Source organism: Denitratimonas organivorans (genome assembly GCF_037478135.1).
In the GTDB taxonomy this organism is placed as follows: Bacteria; Pseudomonadota; Gammaproteobacteria; order Xanthomonadales; family Xanthomonadaceae; genus Denitratimonas.
This window is the reverse complement of record NZ_JBBHDV010000004.1, coordinates 103442-123928: the sequence shown is the minus strand read 5'-3', so window position 1 is coordinate 123928 and position 20487 is coordinate 103442. Positions and strand designations below refer to the sequence as shown.

Here is a 20487-nt window from a genome sequence, read left to right as displayed (position 1 = left end):
GGCATCAGGCGGTTGCCGCATTATCGGCCAGCCCGGCCATCCGTGGCCGGGTTCGGAACCTGAAAGTCATCGAACTCAGTTGCAACTGCGCGGATCGGTCAGCAACTGGATCGGCGTGTCCTGGCTCCAGCTGCCCGGCACCGGCGCGCGGAACTGCACATCGATGGCCAATTCGCCGCTGGTTGGCGTGGTGTAGCGGCGGGTCAGCGCACCGACTTCGCGGGCATTGGTACCGCTGAAGCTGCACAGTGGGCAGTTGCCTGTCAGCTGCTCCAGCGTCAGGACCGCATTGGCTCCGATACTGGCCGGCTGCCCGCGGAACGCCTGCAGCCAGCGCGCCTGACCCATGCCGTCGTACAGATAGGCGAGCATGGTTTCCAGTCCGGGAAATGCATTGACGTCGTAGCCGAAGCCGGAACTGGCCGGGTTGTACCAGTTGCCGTCGGGCAGCTGCGCACCCTGAATGCCCTCACACCCCGACGCCTCGATCCGTGTGATCGGCATGGAGCCGCTTTCACCATCCAGATTCCAGCTGAAGACCATGCTGTTGGCGCTGCCAAGGGACAACACACCATCACCGACCGGTGTCGCCACCGCACGATGGCCATTCCAGGCAAAGCGGCTCAGGTCAAAGACGAAATCGCCGCGCATGCCGCTGGGTGCCGCACCGGTGCCCAGATACCAAACCGGGCTGCCATCCTGTAGATAGGTGTACCAGGCGACGCTCCACACTTGGCCGTCGGCAGCGGGCGAGAGCTGAATGCCGGAGCCGGAACGGCGCGCGTTGTACCAGTTGCCGAAGCCCGGATACTGTGGCGGACTGTCATAGCGGATGCGCGCGGTCAGCTCAAAGCGTGCGGTAGTGTTGCCGGTGTTTTCCGGTGTGATGTACCAGCGCCCGGGCTTGAGCGTGGCGCCACTGATGTTGAGGCTGTGGTTGGCGCCTGACTGGCTCGAACTGGCTGCTGCCTGGTCACGCGGTGGTGCGGTATGGATCTGCGCCAGCGAAGGCGAGCCCGGTGGCGGCGTACCGACTTCCAGGAGCGGCATATGCGCCAGATACAGCTTGATATCCCCGGTCCCGGTGCTTCTGACTTCCAGCGCGCTGGCATTGGGCGGCACGTCGATATAGAGCCGGTCATGCGTCTGCCCGGCCGCCAGACGCATGGTGCGGGTCTTGCCCGGTAACAGCAGCGTGGACGAATGATGGCCGCTGGCCGGACGGCGCAGCTTGACCAGTACATGGCCCACACCGCCCGGGTTGGCATCACTGCCGCCAAGGATCAGGTGACCCCAGCGGGTATGTCCATTGGCAAAGCCGGGATCATTCCAGCCAAGGCGCAACGTGAACGGCTGGTTCAGTTCCGTATGCCCCGGCCCGCTCGCCACCAGCGTGGTGGCCTCCGAGGCAGCCAGCGGAACCAGTGCACTGGCCACGGAAACCACATCCGTCCCGGCCGCCGATGGCGTGTAATTCTGGATCAGCACCCAGAAGTGCTGGCCGGCGATGACATCCAGTTCAAGATCACAGACCGCACGCGATTCGTTGCCATTGACCTGGTAGGCCGCACACAACTGGGTGGCCTCGCTCGGCAACTCGTTGGCGCTGGCGGCAGTGCCGACAAACAGATCAATATCGCCCGACGTGGTGGAGTTGACTTCGGTCCGGAAACGCACCCGCCCCGAATGCGTCGCACTCAGGCGGAAGAATCGCGTGCCCTCATGCTGGGAGTTCAGGCCGTCATAGCGATCATTCGGGGTGGGATCGGCCGGCACCGAGGGATTGGCCATCAGCGGCACCACCAGATTCGAGGTGGTGAAGCGCGCATCCGGCATCGCCACCAGGCCACTGAAGGACAGGTCGGCCCAACCTGATTCGCCCAGCGTACTGCCACTGCCGGGCACTTCGATCACCTCAGGCAGATTGCCGGCCGAAGGGCGGATCGCCAGCGGAATCACGATATCCGGCACGCCGGCGCGGGTGCTGGTGAGCGTGACGCTGCCCGACAGCCAGGTGCCGTAGGCCACCTCGGCGCCCGGCGTGACCCTGAATGCCAACGCCTGCTCGGTATTCGCACTCAACGTGAACTCTGCCGGCGTGACGTGAACCGAGGAACCCGGCAGGCTGCTGCTTACCTTCCAGGTGCCGGCAATGTTGGATCGGACCGTGCGAGCGAACTGGCAGGAGACGAAACAGTTGCCGTCCACCAGTGAGCCCTGATTGAGGTTGCGCGCCGTGGTCAGGTTCGCTGCTTCGAAGTCGGCATCGGAGATCGGAAAATACAGTGGCGCCTTGATCGCACGCGCGACATTGATCGTGCCTGCGCCCTGATCCAGCACGCCTGCCGGCGTCTGCCCATCCGACAGCCGCACACTGGCGCTGGCGGTGCCCTGCAAGGCACTTTCCACCCGATCCGGCCTCCAGAACGGTTTGGCTGCACGTACAAGGGCCACGGCGCCGGCCACATGCGGGCTGGCCATCGAGGTGCCGGTCATGTAGGCGAAGGTGCTCGAGTTGCCGCTGCCATCCTTGTAGGCCGCAAGGATGTTGCGGCCCGGGGCGGTGACATTGGGCTTGAGCCAGTCGCCGACGGTGGGGCCGCGCCCACTGCTGCCGGCCAGCACATCACCGAACGAGGCCAGACGACTCAATTGGCTGGCACTCAGGCTCGCGCTGTGACCGGTGCCACTGGCCAGCCAGTTCTTCAGAGCCGCGCCTTCGTCATACCCCAGATGCGTGGCCGGAAGCTCGTGCTCATCGGCCACCACGTCCTGGCCCTCGATAGCCTGGTTGACCAGCACCATGCCGGCGCCACCGGCGTTCTTGACGTTCAGCCCCTTGATCACGCGCGCATAGATACCGCGGTCGCAGACCACGATCTTGCCGCTGAGCGGGGTGCCGCTCCACGGCGAGGTGCTGGTGCTGGGTGGTAGCGCATCGACATCAGAGCCGGTGGCGCACAGCGGCGAACCGTAATCACCACCATGGACGATCGGGAAGGTGCCGGTGGCAGGCGAGTTCTGGCTGACGCCGGCCAGTGTGCCGCCGCCGGGCAGCGGCGTATCGCCGCCGGACAGTGTCAGACGGGTGACGCTGGCACGGTCATGGCTGACATTGCCAACGCTGATGACCCAGGGCGCGTTCGATGGTGATGACAGGCTGCCGGGCATCGGGCCGTCATTGCCGGCCGCCGCCACCACCACAATGCCGGCCTTCCGCGCATTGAGCATGGCCTTCATCATGTGGTTGCCTGCGGCCCACGGGTTGTAGGCGGTCCCGCCGATCGAATAGTTGATGACATCAACCTGGTCGTTGACCGCCTGATTGATCGCCGCCAGAGTCCAGGCACCACGACACTTGGATTCCTCCTCGCAGGCCTTGTAACTGATCAGGTTGGCCTGCGGCGCGACCCCGGAAAGCGTGGTGGTGCCGGTGGTGAAGCCGACCTGGAACGAATCCCCGGCCGCCGTCGCGGCCACGTGCGTGCCATGGCCACCGAGATCAAGCCCTGTATTGGCTTCGTCATCACCCTCGCCGGTGGTCATGTCGTAGATGCCGATCAGCTTGCTGGTGCAGCCGGCCGCCGGATCGCTGGCACACAGGCCCAGATAACCGGAACGCGGGTTCTGCACGCCGCTGCCGACAAAGGAGCGATGCCCGGCATTGATGCCGGTATCGATAATGCCGATCACCTGGCCGGCACCGCGGTTGCCGCCATCGGCCGGCGCCATGTTCCAGACGGTATTGGCACTGATCCAGCCGGGGCCAGCGTCGGTCAGCGGTTCATGCACGAACTCCGGCTCCACCGAAAGTACGCCGTCCATGCCGGCCAACATCTGGGCTTCCCGCGCGGTCAGCGACAGCGCCATGCCGTTGGTGACCACATCGAATACGAACGAAGGCTCCAGCGGCCGCCCAAGTTTCGAGGACGCCTGCGCCAGGCGCTCGCTGCGGATGTCGCCAAGAGCCGCGCGATAGGCCTTGCTGGCGGCGCTGTTCACATCCAGGCGGCGTTCGCCGGTGGCGTCCGGGCTGGTGGCGGCAAGGCCGGCGAGCTTGGCGTGGGTGGCATCACCACGCCCTGTGAACGCAGCCAGTGGCGGCTCGGTGAACTCCACCAGCCAGGTCGAGCGCGTGTCCGCCTTGGCGGAAACTGTCGGGGCTTCCGCTGCCACGTTCAGCTGTGCCCAGCCACCCAGGCCAAGCAGCAGCGCGCTGCACAATACGGTCCTTCGCATATCCGTTTCTCCTTCGGGCTGGAGCGTGGCGTCAACGGATCCGACTCCGGAACCGGAGCCGGACGCATCCCTGCCAGCCTCTCCCTCTGATTAGGGGACAGTGCCGGACCCGCCGGTCTGTCCCATAGTTGTCGTTGTATGGGCCGAATCTTGCCACAGCCCCTCCGCAGCACGCACGACGGTGGCCATCATGCCAACGTGACGCGGTGCAGCGCTGCGTGGGGTGTCCCTCACGCCTCAGGGGTGTTGATTCACGTCATGGACACCCCCGCGCCGCCCGGCTAGCATGCCCGCCAGATGAAGCCGCAGCCCCCGCCAACGGCCGGCCCGCCATCGCTGCTGCGAGCACGCGGGCTGGCCTTCGACCGCAACGACCAACCGATCTTCGGGCCACTGGATTTCCATGTGGACGCGGGCGAGGCGCTGTTGGTGCACGGCAGCAACGGCTCAGGGAAAACCACGTTGCTGCGCGTGCTGGCCGGGCTGTTGCAGCCTTCGCGTGGGCAGATTCTGGTACGCGACGCGCCAGCCAGCGCCGAGCGCATCGCGCAGACCTGCACCCTGCTGGGCCATCTGCTCGGGCACAAGGGCGAGCTGACCGCCTGCGAGAATCTGGAATTCGCGCAGGGCCTGTTCGGGCGTCGCGCCGGCATCAGTATCGAACAGGCGCTGTTCGATGTCGGATTGGCCGGTTTCGAGGACGCCCCGGCACGGCAGTTTTCCGCCGGACAGAGAAAACGCCTGGCGCTGGCCCGCCTGCTGCTGGTGCCTGCGCCGCTGTGGCTGCTGGACGAACCGTATGCCAATCTTGATCTTCCCGGCATCGAACTGGTCAACCGCCTGATCGGCCAGCATCTTGAACGCGGCGGCGCCGCCCTGGTCACCAGCCACGGTGCCTACGCCACCGGCGCGGTGCGGACCCGCACGCTGTATCTGGAATCGGCGCGGGAGCCGGTTGATGGCTAATACCTCCTCGATCACCGCCGCCTGCCGTGCACTACTGCTGCGCGATTTCCGCCTACTGTGGCGGCGCCGAGGCGATGCGTTGAATCCGGTGCTGTTCGCGCTGCTGGTGATCGCGCTGTTCCCGTTCGCGCTCGGCCCGCATCCGGACATCCTGGGCCGCATCGCGCCGGGCGTGATCTGGGTTGCATTGCTGCTGGCCGGGCTGTTGTCGCTGGATACGCTGTTCCGTTCGGATCTGGAAGACGGCAGCCTGGAACAGTTGATGTTGGCGCCGCATCCGCTGGCGCTGCTGGTCGGCTGCAAGATCCTGGTGCACTGGGCCAGCACCGCGCTGCCGCTGATTGCTGCGACGCCGCTGTTCGCCACCCTGCTCTATCTGGAAGCCGGGGCGCTGCCGGTGTTGATGTATTCGCTGTTGCTGGGGACGCCGTTGCTGAGTTTGATCGGTGCGGTGATCGTCGCACTGACGGTCGGCATGCGGCGCTCTGGTATGCTTTTGGCCCTGTTGGCCTTGCCGCTGTACGTCCCGGTGCTGATTTTCGGTGCCGGGTCCGTGATGGCGGCGGCGCAAGGTCTGCCGCATCAGGGCGCGCTGCTGTTGCTGGCCGCCGGTCTGGTGATGGCCCTGGTACTGGCACCGCTGGCCGCCGCAGCGGCGCTGAGAATCGCATTGCAATGAGCCTGAAACCCGCTGCTGCTTCGGTCTTTTCCTGTCAGCCGGTTGCAGTGGGGCCGCCGGATCGGCCGCCCTTCCCCCTTTCCTCTCAACCTGATGCCGCACTGCGGCCCGCGAGCGTGTCCGGATGAACCCGATCCTGCTCTGGTTCCACAAGATGGGCTCGCCGCCCACTTTCCATGCCTTTGCTTCGCGCTGGGCGCCGTGGTTCTTCATCCTGTCGCTGCCGGTGCTGATTTTCGGCATGTGGCAGGGGCTGTTCGTGGTGCCGGCCGATTACCAGCAAGGCGACAGCTATCGCATCCTGTTCATCCATGTGCCGGCGGCGTGGATGAGCCTGTCGATCTACGCGGTGATGGCGATCAATGCCTTCATCGCGCTGGTGTGGCGGATCAAGCTGTCGGAAACCCTGGCGATGTGCTGCGCGCCGGTCGGCGCCGCCTTCACCTTCGTGACCCTGGTCACCGGCGCGGTCTGGGGCAAGCCGATGTGGGGCACCTGGTGGACCTGGGATGCGCGCCTGACATCGGAACTGGTGCTGCTGTTCCTGTATCTGGGCGTGATCGGGCTGTACGCCGCGATCGAGGATCGCCGCGCTGCCGCCCGCGCCGCCTGTTTTCTTGCACTGATCGGCGTGGTCAACGTGCCGATCGTGCATTTCTCGGTGGAATGGTGGAACTCGCTGCATCAGGGCGCGACGATCAAGCTGTTCCGCGAATCCACCATCCATCCGAGCATGGTGCTGCCGTTGATCGCGATGTTCTTCGGCACCAAGCTGTGGTTTGCCGGCTCGCTGCTGGCACGCACCCAGGCAGCGATGTACGAACTGGAATCCGGCAAGGACTGGGTACGACGCGACATGGAAGGCCGCCAATGAATTTCGTTCTGGATCAATACGCCCCTTATGTCTGGACCAGCTACGCGGTGTTCGTCGCGATGCTGGTCTGGGATTTCCTGATGCCGCAGCTGCGCATGCGCAAGGTCCGGCGCGAGCTGGGCAAGCAGCAACGGCGTGAGGCCGCACGTGCGGCACGCACGGGAGCCGGATCATGAACCCGACCCGCAAACGCCGCCTGATCACCGTTACCGCCGTGCTGGTGGCCGGTCTTGTCGCCGGCACCCTGGTAGTGATGGCGCTGGGCTCGAACCTGGCCTATCTGTACACGCCCTCGGAAGTACTGGCCGGGGAAACCGGCGAGCGTGCCCGTTTCCGCCTCGGCGGCATGGTCAAGGATGGCTCGATCCAGCGCACCGAGGGCACCCTGGAGAACAGCTTCGCGGTCAGTGACGGCGATGCCGAGCTGGTGGTGGAATACACCGGCATCCTGCCGGACCTGTTCCGCGAGAATCAGGCGGTGATCGCCACCGGTTCGATGCAGGACGGGCGCTTCATCGCCACCGAGGTGCTGGCCAAGCACGATGAAACCTACATGCCGCGCGAGGTCGCCGAGAAGATGGAAGCCGCGCACGTCAAGCACAACGTCGACGATTCCAAGGCCACCTACTGATGCTGCCTGAACTTGGCAATTTCGCGCTGATCATCGCGCTGCTGCTGGCCGTGCTGCAGGCGGTGCTGCCGCTGATCGGCGCGGCACGCGGCAATGCCCGCATGATGGCGGTCGCGCGACCGGCAGCCTTCGGCCAGTTCGCCTTCCTGCTGTTGTCTTTCGTGCTGCTGAGCGTGGCCTTCGTGCAGAAGGATTTCTCGGTGCAGTACGTGGCGCAGAACTCCAACTCGCTGCTGCCGTTGGCCTACCGGCTGTCGGCGGTCTGGGGCGCGCACGAGGGCTCGCTGCTGCTGTGGGTGCTGATCCTGGCCGGCTGGAGTGCGGCGGTGGCGCTGTTCTCGCGCAATCTGCCGGCGGAAGTGGTGGCGCGCGTGCTCGGTGTGCTGGGATTGGTCAGCATCGGTTTTCTGCTGTTCACCGCGCTGACTTCCAACCCGTTCCTGCGCCTGGTGCCGGCGGCACTGGAAGGGCGCGACCTGAATCCGCTGTTGCAGGATCCGGGTCTGATCATCCACCCGCCGATGCTGTATTTCGGCTATGTCGGCTTCTCGGTGGCGTTCGCGTTCGCGATCGCGGCGCTGCTCGGGCGCGAGCTGGATCCGCGCTGGATCCGCTGGTCGCGGCCCTGGACCAACGTCGCCTGGGGTTTTTTGACGCTGGGCATCGCGCTGGGCTCGTGGTGGGCCTATTACGAACTTGGCTGGGGCGGCTGGTGGTTCTGGGATCCGGTGGAAAACGCCAGCTTCATGCCGTGGCTGGTCGGCACCGCGCTGATCCATTCGCAGGCCGTGACGGAAAAACGCGGCAGCTTCCGCGGCTGGACCCTGCTGCTGGCGATCGCCGCGTTCTCGTTGTCGCTGCTGGGCACCTTCATCGTGCGCTCCGGCGTGCTGACCTCGGTACATGCCTTCGCCTCCGATCCGGATCGCGGCATGTTCATCCTGATCTTCCTCGGCGTGGTGATCGGCGGCTCGCTGGTGCTGTATGCGCTGCGTGCGCCGAAAAGTGAAGGCGGCAAGCCGTTCGCCGCGCTGTCGCGTGAAACCTTCCTGCTGATCAACAACCTGCTGTTCTCGGCCGCGACCGCGATGGTGCTGGTCGGCACGCTGTCGCCGCTGCTGTTCGAGGCGCTGAATCTGGGCAAGATTTCGGTCGGGCCGCCCTACTTCGGCAGCCAGTTCCTGTGGCTGATGGCGCCGGTCGTGCTGCTGCTGCCGTTCGGTCCGCTTGCGCGCTGGGGCCGTGATGAATTTCCGCGCCTGTGGCCGGTGCTGCGCGCCAGCCTGGCGCTGGCGGTGATCGGCGCGGCGCTGGCGCTGTTGCTGGGCGAAGGCTACACCTTCAAGGCCGTGGCCGGCGCCGCCGGTGCGGCCTGGGTGCTGGGTGGCATCGGCCTGTTCGCCTGGCAGCGCATCAGGCAACTGCCGGCCGGGCGCCGCTTCACCCCGGAAATCATGGGCATGGTGCTGGCCCATGCCGGCGTCGGCGTGTTCGTGGCCGGCGTGCTGATCGTGGAATCGATGGGCATCGAAAAGGATGTCGCGGTCACGCCCGGGCAGGAAACCGAAATCCTCGGCTACCGCTTCCGCTTCGATGGCGTGGTGCATCGTGAAGGACCGAACTTCAGCGCCGATCGCGGCACCGTCACGGTGTTCGACGGTGATCGCCAGATCGCGGTGCTGCATCCGGAAAAACGCGCCTACGCCAGCGGCGGCCAGGTCATGACCGAGGCCGCGATCTCGCCCGGTTTCAGCCGTGACCTCTACGTCGCGCTGGGCGAACCGCTGGGCAACGGCAACTGGGCGCTGCGGGTCTATGTGAAACCCTTCATCCGCTGGATCTGGCTCGGTGCGTTGCTGATGACCGCCGGTGGTTTCGTCGCGGCGGCGGACCGGCGTTTCCGCCGCAGCCTGCCGGCCGAACGCAATCCGGGCGCAGCCGGGGGAGTGTCCTGACGATGTGGAAGCGCTGGTTGCCGCTGGCTGTCGTGGTGCTGCTGGGCGGCTTGCTGCTGGCCGGCATCCGTCTGGCCGAAACCCGTGATCCGAACGCCATTCCTTCGCCGCTGATCGGCAAGGAGTTGCCGGCGTTCACGCTGCCCGAATTGCACGATCCTTCGCGCCAGGTGGATTCGGCCAGCCTGCGCGGCGCGCCGTTCCTGCTCAATGTCTGGGCCAGCTGGTGCCCGGAGTGCCGGGTCGAACATCCGCTGTTCGAAACCCTGGCGCGCAGCGGCACGGTCCGCGTGGTGGGCTACAACTACAAGGATTATCCGGACGACGCCAAGCGCTGGTTGCAGCAGTACGGCGACCCCTACGCGCTGATCCTGGCCGATGAAAGCGGCCGCACCGCGATCGATCTTGGCGTCTACGCCGCGCCGGAAACCTTCCTGGTGGATGCGCAGGGCATCGTGCGCTTCAAGCACATCGGCGCGCTGACGCCGGAGGTCATCCAGCGTGAAATCCTGCCGCGATTGAAGGAGCAGGCACCATGATCTTGTGCGCGTCAAAGGGCGTTCCCTCGTCTCCATCAGTGGTCGAGGTCGAGCAGGCAGTGGGGTTGCGAGTGCCCCCTCCCACGCCAGCGAAAGCCCCCCTCACCCCAACCCTCTCCCCCATCGCTGATGGGGGAGAGGGAGCAAAAGGCGGATGGCTGCTGCATGCGCTCATCGGCTTGCTGCTGTGCCTGTTCGCCGGCAGCGCCTTCGCGGTCGATCCACTGCCGTTCCGCGACGCCGCCGAAGAAGCCCGCTTCCGTGAGCTGGCAGCGGAACTGCGCTGCGTGATGTGCCAGAACCAGTCGCTGGCCGACTCCAACGCGCCGATCGCGCAGGATCTGCGGCGCGAAGTGCTGGAGCTGATGCAGCAAGGCAAGACCGATGAGCAGATCAAGGCCTTTCTGACCGAGCGTTACACCGATTTCGTGCTGTATCGCCCAGCGATGAGTGGCAGCACGCTGTGGATCTGGATCGCGCCACCGCTGATCTTCCTGGTCGGCGCGGTATTCGTGTTCGTGCTGGTGCGGCGGCGTTCCAGTGCTGCGGCGGCAACGCCTGCTTCCAAAGATGGGGATGCCTGGTGATGGCCGCATTCTGGTTCTGCTCCGCGTTGCTGGTACTGGCGGCGCTGGGATTCATCCTGCCGCCGCTGCTGCGCCGCGAGGCCGGGGTTGCCGTTGATCCGCGCCGTGAGGCACTGCAGCGTGCCCATGCCGATGGCGTACTGGACGCGGACGAATACGCCGCCAAGCTGGCCGCCCTTGGCCCGGCACCCGCACAGGCCAGCGCCTCCGGCTCGCCGCTGCGCGGCCCCGCGATCGCTGTGGCGCTGCTGCTGCCGTTGGCCGCGATCGGGCTGTATCTGAAACTCGGCGATACGCGGGTCTTCGATCCGGACGTGCAATCGGTCACCCAGGCCATGCAGCAGGCCCAGCAGGCCGGCCTGCCGCCGATGGAACAGGCCATCGCCGGACTGGCCGAGCGTCTGGCGCGCGAACCCGATGATGTCCAGGGCTGGCTGTTGCTGGGCCGGGCCTACAAATCGATGGAGCGTTTCGGCGAAGCGCGTGACGCCTTCGCGCGGGCACTGACCTTGGCACCGGACACCCCGGACCTGCTGGTGGAATACGCCGAATCGCAGGTGCTGGCTTCGGACAGCAAGCGTTTCGACGGCGAACCGCTGGCGATGCTGGAACGCGCCCTGGAACAGCAACCCACGCATCAGCGCGGCCTCTGGCTGCTGGGCGTGGCGCAGTACCAGCGCGGCGATACCGACGCCGCCAGCGCCACCTGGCAGACCCTGCTGGACACCATGCCCGAGGACAATCCGGCCTACGAAAGCCTGCGCCAGCGCATCCTCGAATTGCAGGCCCAGGCCAGCGGCGAAACGCTTCCCACACCGGCTGCGGCGCAAGCATCGGCCGCCGGCGACAGCACAAACACCGCTTCCGATCCAGCCCAGGCTCCGCGCCTGAACGTTCGGGTGCGGGTGGCGCCGGAACTGGCCGCGCAGGTGCGGCATGACGATGTGCTGTTCGTGTTCGCCCGCGCCGCCGAAGGTTCGCGCGCACCGCTGGCAATCCAGCGCCTGTCCGCCGACGCACTGCCGCTGGAGCTGGTCCTGGATGACAGCCACGCGATGCTGCCGCAGATGAACCTGTCGAGCACCGCGCAGATCGTCGTGGGCGCTCGCATCTCGCGCAGCGGCGGCGCGCAGGCGCAGAGTGGCGATCTGGAAACCCTTTCCGAACCGCTGCCCAATACCCAGCGCGCCACCGTGGACCTGATCATCGACCGCGTTGTCCCATGAGCGAATTCATCCCGCCCGGCACCCGTTTCTTCGACCTGCCCTCGCCGTTTCCGATGAAACGCGGCGGGCACTTGCAGCAGGCGCGCCTGGCCTATGAAACCTGGGGCGAACTGTCGCCGCAGCGTGACAATGCAATCCTGATCCTGACCGGGCTTTCGCCCAGCGCACACGCCGCCACGCAGCCGGACAATCCGGAACCGGGCTGGTGGGAAGCCATGCTCGGGCCGGGCAAGGCGATCGACACGAACCGCTTTTTCGTGATCTGCTGCAATTCGCTGGGCAGCTGCAAGGGCTCGACCGGCCCGGCCTCGCTGAACCCGGGCACCGGCCAGACCTGGCGCCTGGATTTCCCCGATATTTCGGTCGAAGACATCGCCGCGGCCGCGCATGCGCTGGTGGAATCCTTCGGCATCGGAGAGCTTGCCAGCCTGATCGGTTGCTCGATGGGCGGCATGTCGGCGCTGGCCTATCTGCAACTGTTCCCCGGCGCCTCGCGCTCGCATATCAACGTCTCCGGCGCCGCACTGGCGCTGCCGTTCTCGATCGCGATCCGCTCGCTGCAGCGCGAAGCCATCCGCCTGGACCCGGCCTGGAACCAGGGCCAGTACGATGCCGACACCTACCCTGAATCCGGCATGCGCATCGCGCGCAAGCTGGGCGTGGTGACCTACCGTTCGGCACTGGAATGGGATGGCCGCTTCGGCCGCGTGCGGCTGGACAGCGACCGCCGCGAAGATGATCCATTCGGGCTCGAATTCGAGGTCGAGTCCTATCTGGAAGGTCATGCTCGCCGCTTCATCCGCGTGTTCGACCCGAACTGCTATCTGTACCTGAGCCGCTGCATGGACTGGTTCGATCTGGGCGAATACGCCAACGGCGATGCGATGGCCGCACTGGCGGCATTGCAGGTGCCGCGCACCCGCGTGCTGGGCGTGACCACCGACATTCTGTTCCCGATCCAGCAGCAGGAACAGATCGCGGCCGGATTGCGCGCAGGCGGCCATCAGGCCGAATGCCTGGCCCTGCCCTCACCCCAGGGCCACGACGCCTTCCTCGTTGATTTCGGACGCTTTTCGCCAGCCGTGGCGGATTTTCTGGCCGATATCTGAAGCGAAATCCAAGACGCGGCCTGCGTGATCGGGCCGTTGCGTGGCTGCCTGCTTCGCTGCTGCGCCCGGATCCCGGGCAGTATCTGCGCCGCCGCATCCACGCCAGCCGGCAGCACGGCTACCAGCTCATCGCGATGACATGGGGACCGCAGCAGGCCACGCCACTGCACGATCACGCCGGCAACTGGTGCGTGGATTGCCTGTGGCATGGCGAGCTGGACATCATCCGCCACGATCTCATCGCACAGCGTGACGGACTGCTGCGCTTTTCCGCCCGGCCCGCACAGCGCGCCTGCGCCGGCACCGGTGACTGGCTGGCCGCACCGGCCGAATACCACATCATGCGCAACCCGCATCCCCACCACACGGCGGTGTCGCTGCACGTCTACCCGCACCAGTTCTCGTATTGCGACTGGTTCGAAGCCGTGGATGAGCAAGGCTGGCACCGCAGGCATCGGAGCGAACTGCCGTTCGCCGTGTGGGAATAGATCCAGCTATTGGCACTTGTCTGCTTGCGCGACTGGTTCGATGCCTTATACTTCCGCCCTTGCCCCGAGCCGGTGTGGCGGAATGGTAGACGCGGCGGACTCAAAATCCGCTGACAGCGATGTCGTGTAGGTTCGAGTCCTATCACCGGTACCAGCAATGAAAAAGCCCCGCGATGCGGGGCTTTTTCATGTCTGCTTCATTCCGCCGGCAACACCGGAATCGTGCCGCGCTGCAGCGGCTGCACCGGTTCGGCATCCAGCTTGCGGCGCAGCCAGTCCAGCGCGGTTTCCAGTTGCCGATCGCGGCCGTTGAAGGACTCGTGCGGCAGGTTGTCGACCTCGATGTCCGGGCTCACGCCGACGCCTTCGACCAGCCAGCTGCCATCCATGCCGTACTGCGGGATTTCCGCCACGCGCGCGCGGCCACGATCGACCAGGGCATTGCTGTCGGTCAGCCAGACTCCGGCGCCGGCGGTGCGGGTGCCGATCAGCGGGCCAAGCCCGAGTGTCTGGATGCCGGCGGAGAAGGTTTCGCCATCCGAATAGGTCAGCGCGTCGGTCAGCACCGCCAGATGACCGCGGAAGCTCTGCTGCATATTGCCGTAGGCCAGACCATTCGGACGCTGCCAGAAAGCCCAGGTGCGGCGCAGCAGCTTCTCGATGATCCAGCTGTCGATATTGCCGCCGCGATTGCGCCGCACGTCGATGATCAGGCCATCGCGGTCGATCTGGCCGTAGAAATCGCGCACGAAACTGGCGATGTCGTTCGGCCCCATCGCGCGCAGGTGCAGATAGCCGATGCGTCCGTCGCTGGCGGCGGCCACCGCATCGCGGCGTGATTGCAGCCAGTCGGAATGGCGCAATGCATCCTCGCGCCCGGCATCGACCGGGGTGACGATTGCGCGGCGCGTGCTGCCGCTACGAGTGAGTTCCAGCAACACCTGCTGGCCGGCGGTATTGGCCAGCAGTTCGGAGATGTCCGCCACATCGGCGGCGCGGCGGCCATTGACCGCCACGATCACATCACCCACCCGCACATCCACACCGGGTGCCTGCAACGGTCCGCGCTGGGACGGTAGTTCGGCTTCGGTGCGGAAGATGTGCTCGATGCGCCAGCCGGCATCGGTGCGCGCGAAGCTGGCACCCAGGCTGGCATGGGACGGGGTTTCGCGCGCTTCGCGCAACTCGCCGCCGCGCACCTGCGAATGCAGCGCGCCCAGTTCGCCCATCATCTGCGCCAGCAGGTCGTCCAGTTCCAATCGGTCGCTGACCCGCGGCAGCAGCGCGGCATAACGCTGACGCAGCGCCGGCCAGTCCACGCCGCGCAGTGCGGCATCGTAGAAATGGTCGCGATGCATTCGCCAGGCGTCGTCGAACATCTGCCGCCATTCGCTCACCGGGTCCACCCGCAGCTTCCAGTCATCCAGCCGCACCCTGGCCTCGGCCAGTTCCTTGGGCGCGGTCGCACCGGCTTCGACGATATGGAACTCGCCCGGTTCGTCCGGCCCCTTGCCGGCACTGCGCAACAGTACGCGGTTGGCGCCGGCCGCCAGCGCATAGCCGGCGATGTTTTCGGAAAAGGTTTCCAGCTTCGTCTTCGCATCGTCGAACGCCAACGTGCGCAGACTGCGGCGGCGACCATCGCGTTCGAGGAAATACAGGCGCTTGGCATCGACCGAAAGATCGGACCAGTTACCCGCCGCCAGCGGCACTTCGTGCAGGCGCCCAGCCAGACCGTCCCATGCCAGCGGCCGGACCTTGGCCTTGGCGTCCTGCTTGCCGTTGCCCTGGTCCTTTTCATCGTCCTTGCCGCTCCCGACAGGCTGCAATTCATCCGGATGGCGGAACGGGAAGCGCGCCTCCGGTTGCAACGCCAGCGCGTAGATGCGGCTGCGCTTGTCGAAGAACGGGCCGGTGTTGCGGTCGCCCCAGGGCGAACCGTTGACCACGCTGAACTCGCGCTCGGACAGGAACCACAGCCACTGGCCATCCGGGCTGAAGGCGGGTGAACCGGATTCGTATTTGTCGCTGGTCAGCCAGGCCAGTTCATCGCGCTCCAGTGAATACAGCGCGATGCGTGAGCGGCCATAGGCGCCGGTGGTGCGCACCAGTGCCAGATGCAGGCTGTCCGGTGCCCAGACCACGGCATCGTGGCCCTCATTGCCATCACGGCCACCATCATCGATCAGGCGGCTACGGCCATTGGCCGGATCCAGCAGCCAGAGCTTGCCGGACTTGTCGCCATGCGCGAGCCACTTGCCATCCGGCGATACCACGATGCCGCGCCGCTGGGTGCTGCCATCGCGGGTGAGCTGGCGTGCATCGCTGCCGCCATCGGCCGGGAAACGCCAGATTTCCTCTTCGCCGCTGGCGTCGGAGATCACATAGACGTGCTTGCGGTCCGGCGAAAACACCGCAGCGGACAGCCGCACGCCATCGGGCGAACCGATATCCACGCGGCGCGGCGCACCGACACCGGCCACCACCACCCGGCCGCGCGCCACCAGCGCCACGCGCTGCCCGTCGGCGGAGAAATCACTGCCTTCCAGATATTTCAGTGGCGTATCCAGCCAGCGTGGCTGGCGTTGCGCGAAATCCGACACCAGCCGTACCGGCAGCGCCGCATCCTGGCCGGAAGCCAGATCGAACAGGCGCAGATCCGCGCCGGACTGGTAGACGATGCGCTGGCCCGACGCACTGGCATTGCGCACATCGAACGGTGCCTGTATCGGCAAGGGCGTCAGCGTGCCGGCCTCCGGGTCCAGCTGCGCCAGGACATCGCGCCCGCCCGGATCGGCGATCACCAGCAGTCGCCCATCCACCAGCATTGGCTGGCGCAGGTTCACATCGGTCGGGCCGATGCGCACGGCCTCGGCATTCGATTCCAGATCGAAACGCCACAGCTGCGACAGCGCGCCGCCGCGATAGCCGCGCGCATTGTCGCCGGTCACGCCCAGGCCGTAGCGCACGAAATACAGGGTGCGGCCATCCGCCGCGAGCACCGCGTCATTGGCTTCGGCCAGCGGCAGGGTGCGGCGCTGCAACGTATCCGGCGCCACCGCCACCACCACGCGCTGCGAACCGCCGGTGCCGCCGGGCGCCAACGTGCCGTACAGCACCTGACCCTGCGCGCTCCAGCCCAGCACCAGCGCATTGCCGTTCTCGAAACTGATGCGCTTCGGCACGCCGCCGGCCAGCGGCATCACATAGGCTTCGCGTGGCCCGGCATACGCCGCGGTGAACGCCACCCGGCTGCCATCCGGCGAGATCGCCGCACGGCTTTCCTCGGCCGGATGCGTGGTCAGCCGCCGCGCCAATCCGCCAGTGGCCGCCACCGCCCACAGATCGCCTTCCGCGGTGAACACCACGGTGTCGCCGTGGATCGCCGGCTGACGCAGATAACCCGGCTCCTGCGCCGACGCCAATGCCAGCCCGAACAGGCCAGCCAACAAAAAAAGAATGCGCATGCCCTTCCCCACGTGCGGAAACCAGGCAGGCATCGTAACGGCAATGCCGTGCAGTGGAAGGTGCCGGAAGTGGGAAGTCGCCGGTCCGCTGCTGAGTCAATGAGCATGCCAGCTGGGCGTCAGATTCTTCCTCAGCGAAAGAAAGACGAACAGCACCCGCCTGCCTTGCCCTTTCACGCCTCGCAGCTGATGTGGTTGCCGCGATTGTCCCGCAGCTCTTTCACATGCCACTGCACCTGGTCACCTTCCTCGACGAAGCACATGAAGGTCGTGGCGTAGGCCAGCGAGCGGCTGTCCAGATCCAGCAGGTCGCGGGTGTATTGGGTCAGGCTGTCGGCATGGCGGCTGAATTCGAAACCGTCGTGATCGAAGTGGTACACGCCACCGGCTTCATCACCGGCCACCGGGATCAGCACATAGTTGCCCGAGTGCGGCTCTTCGCCGATCACCAGCGCCGTGGTCACCCAATCAGGCAGGTATTCCTCCCGTTCCGCCTGGTCCAGCCCTTCCAGCCACGCTGAAAAATCCTGATGAAGCCCGGGCCATGCGTTTACCGGCGATATGTAGCGGGCAGCATCACCGCTTGCTTCGTGAAGATAGAAGATGATCCCGCCGAACACCTCGTAGAAGCTCCGCAGATCACCAACGTCGGGAACGCCGTCCAGACCCATCGGCTCCATCACCTCATGCCTGAAGGGCACGCTCTTTTCGCTGCCGGCCCCGTGGCGGGTGACGCACAGGAATGTTCCACTGTGTGCCCGCAGCGCCTGCTTGAGTTCGGAAAGGTTCAATCCATTCTCCCCATCTGTGTGCCGCAAAGACGCAGGACAGCGTGCGTGGAGATCATCCCGGCAGAACCTTGTCCGGGCGTGTTTTCAGGCCACTCCCAAGCCCGGAATCGCGCTGATCGCGTCCGGATCAAAGCCGGCAACCTGGGCAAAGTGGCGGCCGCGTTCGACGTAGTCGCGGTAGCGCGGAAAGCTGGGGGCGCCAGGTGAGAGCAGCACCACGCCATCGGCGCCGATAGTGCGTTCGGCCATTCGCACGGCTTCCGGCATGTCGGGGGCTTCCAGCAGCGTGAAACGGCCGCCACGCGCGGCAAACTGCAGGCCTTCGGCGATCTGCGGGCCGTTCTGGCCCATGGTGATGATCGCCAGCGGTGGTTCGCGGCTCATGCGCTCGAAGAAGACCGACCAGTCCAGGCCGCGGTCGTAACCGCCGACGATGATCGCCACGCGGCGGTTGGCGTGGCAGTCCAGGGCCGCCAGCGAGGCGTGCGGCGTGGTGCTGATCGAATCGTTGACGTATTCGCGGCCATCGTGGTGGCCGATGGTCTGCAGGCGATGCGGCAGCGGGCGGAAGCTGAGGGCGTGTCGCGCCAACGGCACCGCTTCCAGCCCCATGGCCTCGATCGCGGTCAGCGCGGCGCAGAGGTTGCCCCGATTGTGGGCGCCGGGCAGCGGCAGCGCAGCACCATCCATGATTGCATCCTCGCCGCGGAAAATCAGGGTGCCTCGCGTGTGCCAGCCCTGGCGCGCGTTGAACCACCACAATCGGGCCGGCGCGGTGCCACCGGCTTCGGCGTCCAGATCGGATTCCGAAGCGGTGCCCTGCAGCGCGGCGCTGCGCCCGAACGCGGCCAGGCGTGCATCGGCGGCGTTGAGCACGATGTTGCGCGGGTTGGCCGAGGTGACCAGCGCCAGCTTGTCGATCACATAACGGTCTTCGCTGCCGTGCCAATCCAGATGTTCGGGAAACAGGTTCAGCACCACCGCGACTTCCGGAGCAATCGCGTCGCGGGTCTGGTAGCTGGACAGCTCCAGCGCCCAGACATCCGGCGCCGGGTCGGCATCGAGCAATTCCAGCAGCGGCAGGCCGATATTGCCGGCCAGTGCGGTGCGCGCACCGGAGGCGCGCAGCAAGTGCGCGATCAACGCAGTGGTGGTGCTTTTGCCCTTGGTGCCGGTGACACAGAGGGTGCGGGCATCCGGGTTTTCACCGAACCACAGCGCGCTGCCGGAGGTGAAGCGCACGCCGCGCGCCAGCGCCTGTGCTGCCGCGCCGTGATACGGGCTGATGCCGGGCGATTTGATGACCACGTCGAAACGCGCCAACAGCTCGGCGGTGACATCCTCAGTGAAGATGTAGAGCGCAGGATCGCCCAGCTCCAGCGCTTCGCTGGCCTCGGACTGCGGGCACAGCAAGGCCAGCGGAGTGCGCGGCAGGTGCCAGCGCAAGGCGGCCAGCGTGGCGCGCCCTTCGCGGCCGTAGCCCCACAGGGCGATGCGTTTGCCTTCAAGTTCGGAAAGTTTCACCCACGCGTTTCCACAGGTCGTCAGGGATGCCGTGCGCGCCTTCGGGCACGAGCTGCGGCTGGATGGATTCGGGCGCGATCTGCGGTGCGATCTCGCGCGCGAAACGGCGCACCAGTGCATCTTCGCGCCAGGCCGGGCGTTGTGCCAGCTCGAACAACGCAGCCCGTGCCTCGCGCCCTTCGCCAACGCACTCGAACGGCTTGTGCGCGCCGAACTCGATCAGCGCATCGTAACCTTCCGCCTGGCTGACGTCGTCCAGCAGGTTGTGGCCGAAGATCGCGGTCAGGCGCGGCTTGGGCATGAACGGCGCCAGCGCCAGGAACACGAACTGGCATTTCGGGCAGACCCCGCACCAGCGCGCCTGCGGGCGTTCGCCCAGCAGGTGAAAGTTGCGGTTGCAGCTGGAGAACACCGCGTCGTAGCGGTCGATCTTCGCGAACTGGCGCGCCACCGCCAGCTCCGACAATGGCCGCAGCAGCGAGAAATAGCGCAGATCGGCGGCCACATGCTCGCGCACGCAGGCGGCGAATTCACGCTCGAACTCCCAGCCCTTGGACCACTGGTGGTTGACCTCGCCACTGCCGCTGCCATCGGGCAGCAGCACCTGGCTGCCATAGCTGGCCGAGCGCTCATTGGAAAACACCACCTGGTCGGCATCGTGCAGCAACGCGGCCAGCACCAGGATCGCGGAATTGACCGCCGTCACCGGGATATGGCCGTTCCACGCACCTTGTTTGTTGTAGTCGAACAGCTGCGGCGCCAGCTTTCGCCCAATCGAAAAAAGCGGCAGTCCGGTGCGTTGCGCGCAGGCCTGGATCAGCGGCGAGTTGCCGACGAACACCACGCTCTGCGCAACGCCGGCATCGCGCAGGGCTTCGATCGTCACCAGCGAATCCTTGCCGCCGCCAATCGCGGTCAATGCGTGCACACGTAAACCCAGCACAGGCGCGGACGGTGTCGCTTCCGCCGCCGGGAATTGGATCCGGCCCCGCATCGACAAGCCGTTGCGGTAGGCGAATTCGGACAGGCCGTTCTCATAGACCGATGTCGCCAGCGCCGCCAGCGCCGGTGACGGCAGTGCGGTTTCGATCAGCAGCTGCGGCGGCAGCGCGGCCTTGTAATAGCTGACCCCGGCGATCAGATGCAGCAGCTGCAGCGCTGCATCCACGGCGGCACGGCGCGGCGCATCCAGCGTGAAGGGCGCGCCGGGGAATTGCAGGGTTTCCACCAGCTCCGGGCCATCGTCGAAGGCATAGACCAGTTCGACCTTGCCGCTGGCCTCGTCCAGCGTGGCGCGGACGAAGCGGAACGCGGCAATCGCATCACGCTGGAACTCCCAGGTGTCGGCCTCATGGCTCATCGGTACGGCCTCCGGCAGTGTTTCGCCGCAAGCGACCGCTGCCACATCGCAC

General features: G+C 66.2%; 16 protein-coding genes and 1 tRNA gene. 12 read left to right on the top strand and 5 right to left on the bottom strand.

Features of this window, described 5'->3' with window-relative positions; translation table 11 throughout:
• Positions 1 to 75 precede the first annotated feature (75 nt).
• Positions 76 to 4239, bottom strand: a complete 4164-nt coding sequence (locus WDB66_RS05930) for a S8 family serine peptidase (RefSeq protein ID WP_339397615.1) — start codon at positions 4237 to 4239, stop codon at positions 76 to 78.
• Between the two features lie 297 nt (positions 4240 to 4536).
• On the opposite strand from WDB66_RS05930, the gene ccmA reads away from it, so the two are divergent.
• The 12 genes from ccmA to WDB66_RS05870 all read left to right on the top strand — a co-directional run bounded on the left by ccmA (position 4537) and on the right by WDB66_RS05870 (position 13447).
• Positions 4537 to 5205, top strand: coding sequence for a heme ABC exporter ATP-binding protein CcmA (ccmA, locus tag WDB66_RS05925; protein ID WP_339397614.1), 669 nt, complete (start codon positions 4537 to 4539; stop codon positions 5203 to 5205).
• On the top strand, positions 5198 to 5884 hold the full coding sequence (ccmB, locus tag WDB66_RS05920) for a heme exporter protein CcmB (RefSeq protein WP_339397613.1): 687 nt from the start codon (positions 5198 to 5200) through the stop codon (positions 5882 to 5884). The genes ccmA and ccmB overlap by 8 nt, the downstream gene beginning before the upstream one ends.
• Before the next feature lie 124 nt (positions 5885 to 6008).
• Positions 6009 to 6758: a heme ABC transporter permease gene (locus WDB66_RS05915; protein WP_339397612.1), complete on the top strand. Its 750-nt coding sequence runs from the start codon at positions 6009 to 6011 to the stop codon at positions 6756 to 6758.
• A complete protein-coding gene (ccmD, locus tag WDB66_RS05910) occupies positions 6755 to 6934 on the top strand; it encodes a heme exporter protein CcmD (RefSeq protein WP_339397611.1) in 180 nt (59 codons plus the stop codon). Before WDB66_RS05915 ends, ccmD begins: the two co-directional genes overlap by 4 nt.
• Positions 6931 to 7389, top strand: a complete 459-nt coding sequence (ccmE, locus tag WDB66_RS05905; protein WP_339397610.1) for a cytochrome c maturation protein CcmE — start codon at positions 6931 to 6933, stop codon at positions 7387 to 7389. Before ccmD ends, ccmE begins: the two co-directional genes overlap by 4 nt.
• On the top strand, positions 7389 to 9344 hold the full coding sequence (locus tag WDB66_RS05900) for a heme lyase CcmF/NrfE family subunit (RefSeq protein ID WP_339397609.1): 1956 nt from the start codon (positions 7389 to 7391) through the stop codon (positions 9342 to 9344). The genes ccmE and WDB66_RS05900 overlap by 1 nt, the downstream gene beginning before the upstream one ends.
• 2 nt (positions 9345 to 9346) lie before the next feature.
• Complete coding sequence (locus tag WDB66_RS05895; RefSeq protein WP_339397608.1) at positions 9347 to 9883, top strand: DsbE family thiol:disulfide interchange protein; 537 nt, start codon at positions 9347 to 9349, stop codon at positions 9881 to 9883.
• A 161-nt stretch (positions 9884 to 10044) separates the two neighbouring features.
• Positions 10045 to 10470 (top strand): cytochrome c-type biogenesis protein, encoded by a 426-nt coding sequence (locus WDB66_RS05890; protein ID WP_489670829.1) that lies wholly within the window; start codon positions 10045 to 10047, stop codon positions 10468 to 10470.
• Positions 10470 to 11696, top strand: a complete 1227-nt coding sequence (ccmI, locus tag WDB66_RS05885) for a c-type cytochrome biogenesis protein CcmI (protein ID WP_339397606.1) — start codon at positions 10470 to 10472, stop codon at positions 11694 to 11696. The genes WDB66_RS05890 and ccmI overlap by 1 nt, the downstream gene beginning before the upstream one ends.
• A complete protein-coding gene (gene metX, locus WDB66_RS05880; RefSeq protein ID WP_339397605.1) occupies positions 11693 to 12805 on the top strand; it encodes a homoserine O-acetyltransferase MetX in 1113 nt (370 codons plus the stop codon). The genes ccmI and metX overlap by 4 nt, the downstream gene beginning before the upstream one ends.
• Positions 12802 to 13293 (top strand): cysteine dioxygenase family protein, encoded by a 492-nt coding sequence (locus tag WDB66_RS05875; RefSeq protein ID WP_339397753.1) that lies wholly within the window; start codon positions 12802 to 12804, stop codon positions 13291 to 13293. The genes metX and WDB66_RS05875 overlap by 4 nt, the downstream gene beginning before the upstream one ends.
• Before the next feature lie 68 nt (positions 13294 to 13361).
• A tRNA-Leu gene (locus WDB66_RS05870) sits at positions 13362 to 13447 on the top strand.
• 43 nt (positions 13448 to 13490) lie between these two features.
• Here WDB66_RS05870 and WDB66_RS05865 read toward each other — a convergent pair.
• The 4 genes from WDB66_RS05865 to murL all read right to left on the bottom strand — a co-directional run bounded on the left by WDB66_RS05865 (position 13491) and on the right by murL (position 20435).
• A complete protein-coding gene (locus tag WDB66_RS05865; RefSeq protein ID WP_339397604.1) occupies positions 13491 to 16760 on the bottom strand; it encodes a S41 family peptidase in 3270 nt (1089 codons plus the stop codon).
• Between the two features lie 173 nt (positions 16761 to 16933).
• Positions 16934 to 17551 carry an SMI1/KNR4 family protein gene (locus WDB66_RS05860; RefSeq protein WP_339397603.1) on the bottom strand — a complete coding sequence of 206 codons (618 nt, stop codon included), beginning with the start codon at positions 17549 to 17551 and terminating at the stop codon, positions 16934 to 16936.
• 84 nt (positions 17552 to 17635) lie between these two features.
• A complete protein-coding gene (gene murD / locus WDB66_RS05855; protein ID WP_339397602.1) occupies positions 17636 to 19075 on the bottom strand; it encodes a UDP-N-acetylmuramoyl-L-alanine--D-glutamate ligase in 1440 nt (479 codons plus the stop codon).
• Positions 19056 to 20435 (bottom strand): UDP-N-acetyl-alpha-D-muramoyl-L-alanyl-L-glutamate epimerase, encoded by a 1380-nt coding sequence (murL, locus tag WDB66_RS05850; RefSeq protein WP_339397601.1) that lies wholly within the window; start codon positions 20433 to 20435, stop codon positions 19056 to 19058. Before murL ends, murD begins: the two co-directional genes overlap by 20 nt.
• Positions 20436 to 20487 lie beyond the last annotated feature (52 nt).

Bases quoted from the DNA above. Each gene is read 5' to 3' on its own strand.
- WDB66_RS05930 (WP_339397615.1), bottom strand. From the start codon at position 4,239: ATGCGAAGGACCGTATTGTGCAGCGCGCTGCTGCTTGGCCTGGGTGGC.
- ccmA (WP_339397614.1), top strand. From the start codon at position 4,537: ATGAAGCCGCAGCCCCCGCCAACGGCCGGCCCGCCATCGCTGCTGCGA.
- ccmB (WP_339397613.1), top strand. From the start codon at position 5,198: ATGGCTAATACCTCCTCGATCACCGCCGCCTGCCGTGCACTACTGCTG.
- WDB66_RS05915 (WP_339397612.1), top strand. From the start codon at position 6,009: ATGAACCCGATCCTGCTCTGGTTCCACAAGATGGGCTCGCCGCCCACT.
- ccmD (WP_339397611.1), top strand. From the start codon at position 6,755: ATGAATTTCGTTCTGGATCAATACGCCCCTTATGTCTGGACCAGCTAC.
- ccmE (WP_339397610.1), top strand. From the start codon at position 6,931: ATGAACCCGACCCGCAAACGCCGCCTGATCACCGTTACCGCCGTGCTG.
- WDB66_RS05900 (WP_339397609.1), top strand. From the start codon at position 7,389: ATGCTGCCTGAACTTGGCAATTTCGCGCTGATCATCGCGCTGCTGCTG.
- WDB66_RS05895 (WP_339397608.1), top strand. From the start codon at position 9,347: ATGTGGAAGCGCTGGTTGCCGCTGGCTGTCGTGGTGCTGCTGGGCGGC.
- ccmI (WP_339397606.1), top strand. From the start codon at position 10,470: ATGGCCGCATTCTGGTTCTGCTCCGCGTTGCTGGTACTGGCGGCGCTG.
- metX (WP_339397605.1), top strand. From the start codon at position 11,693: ATGAGCGAATTCATCCCGCCCGGCACCCGTTTCTTCGACCTGCCCTCG.
- WDB66_RS05865 (WP_339397604.1), bottom strand. From the start codon at position 16,760: ATGCGCATTCTTTTTTTGTTGGCTGGCCTGTTCGGGCTGGCATTGGCG.
- murL (WP_339397601.1), bottom strand. From the start codon at position 20,435: ATGAGCCATGAGGCCGACACCTGGGAGTTCCAGCGTGATGCGATTGCC.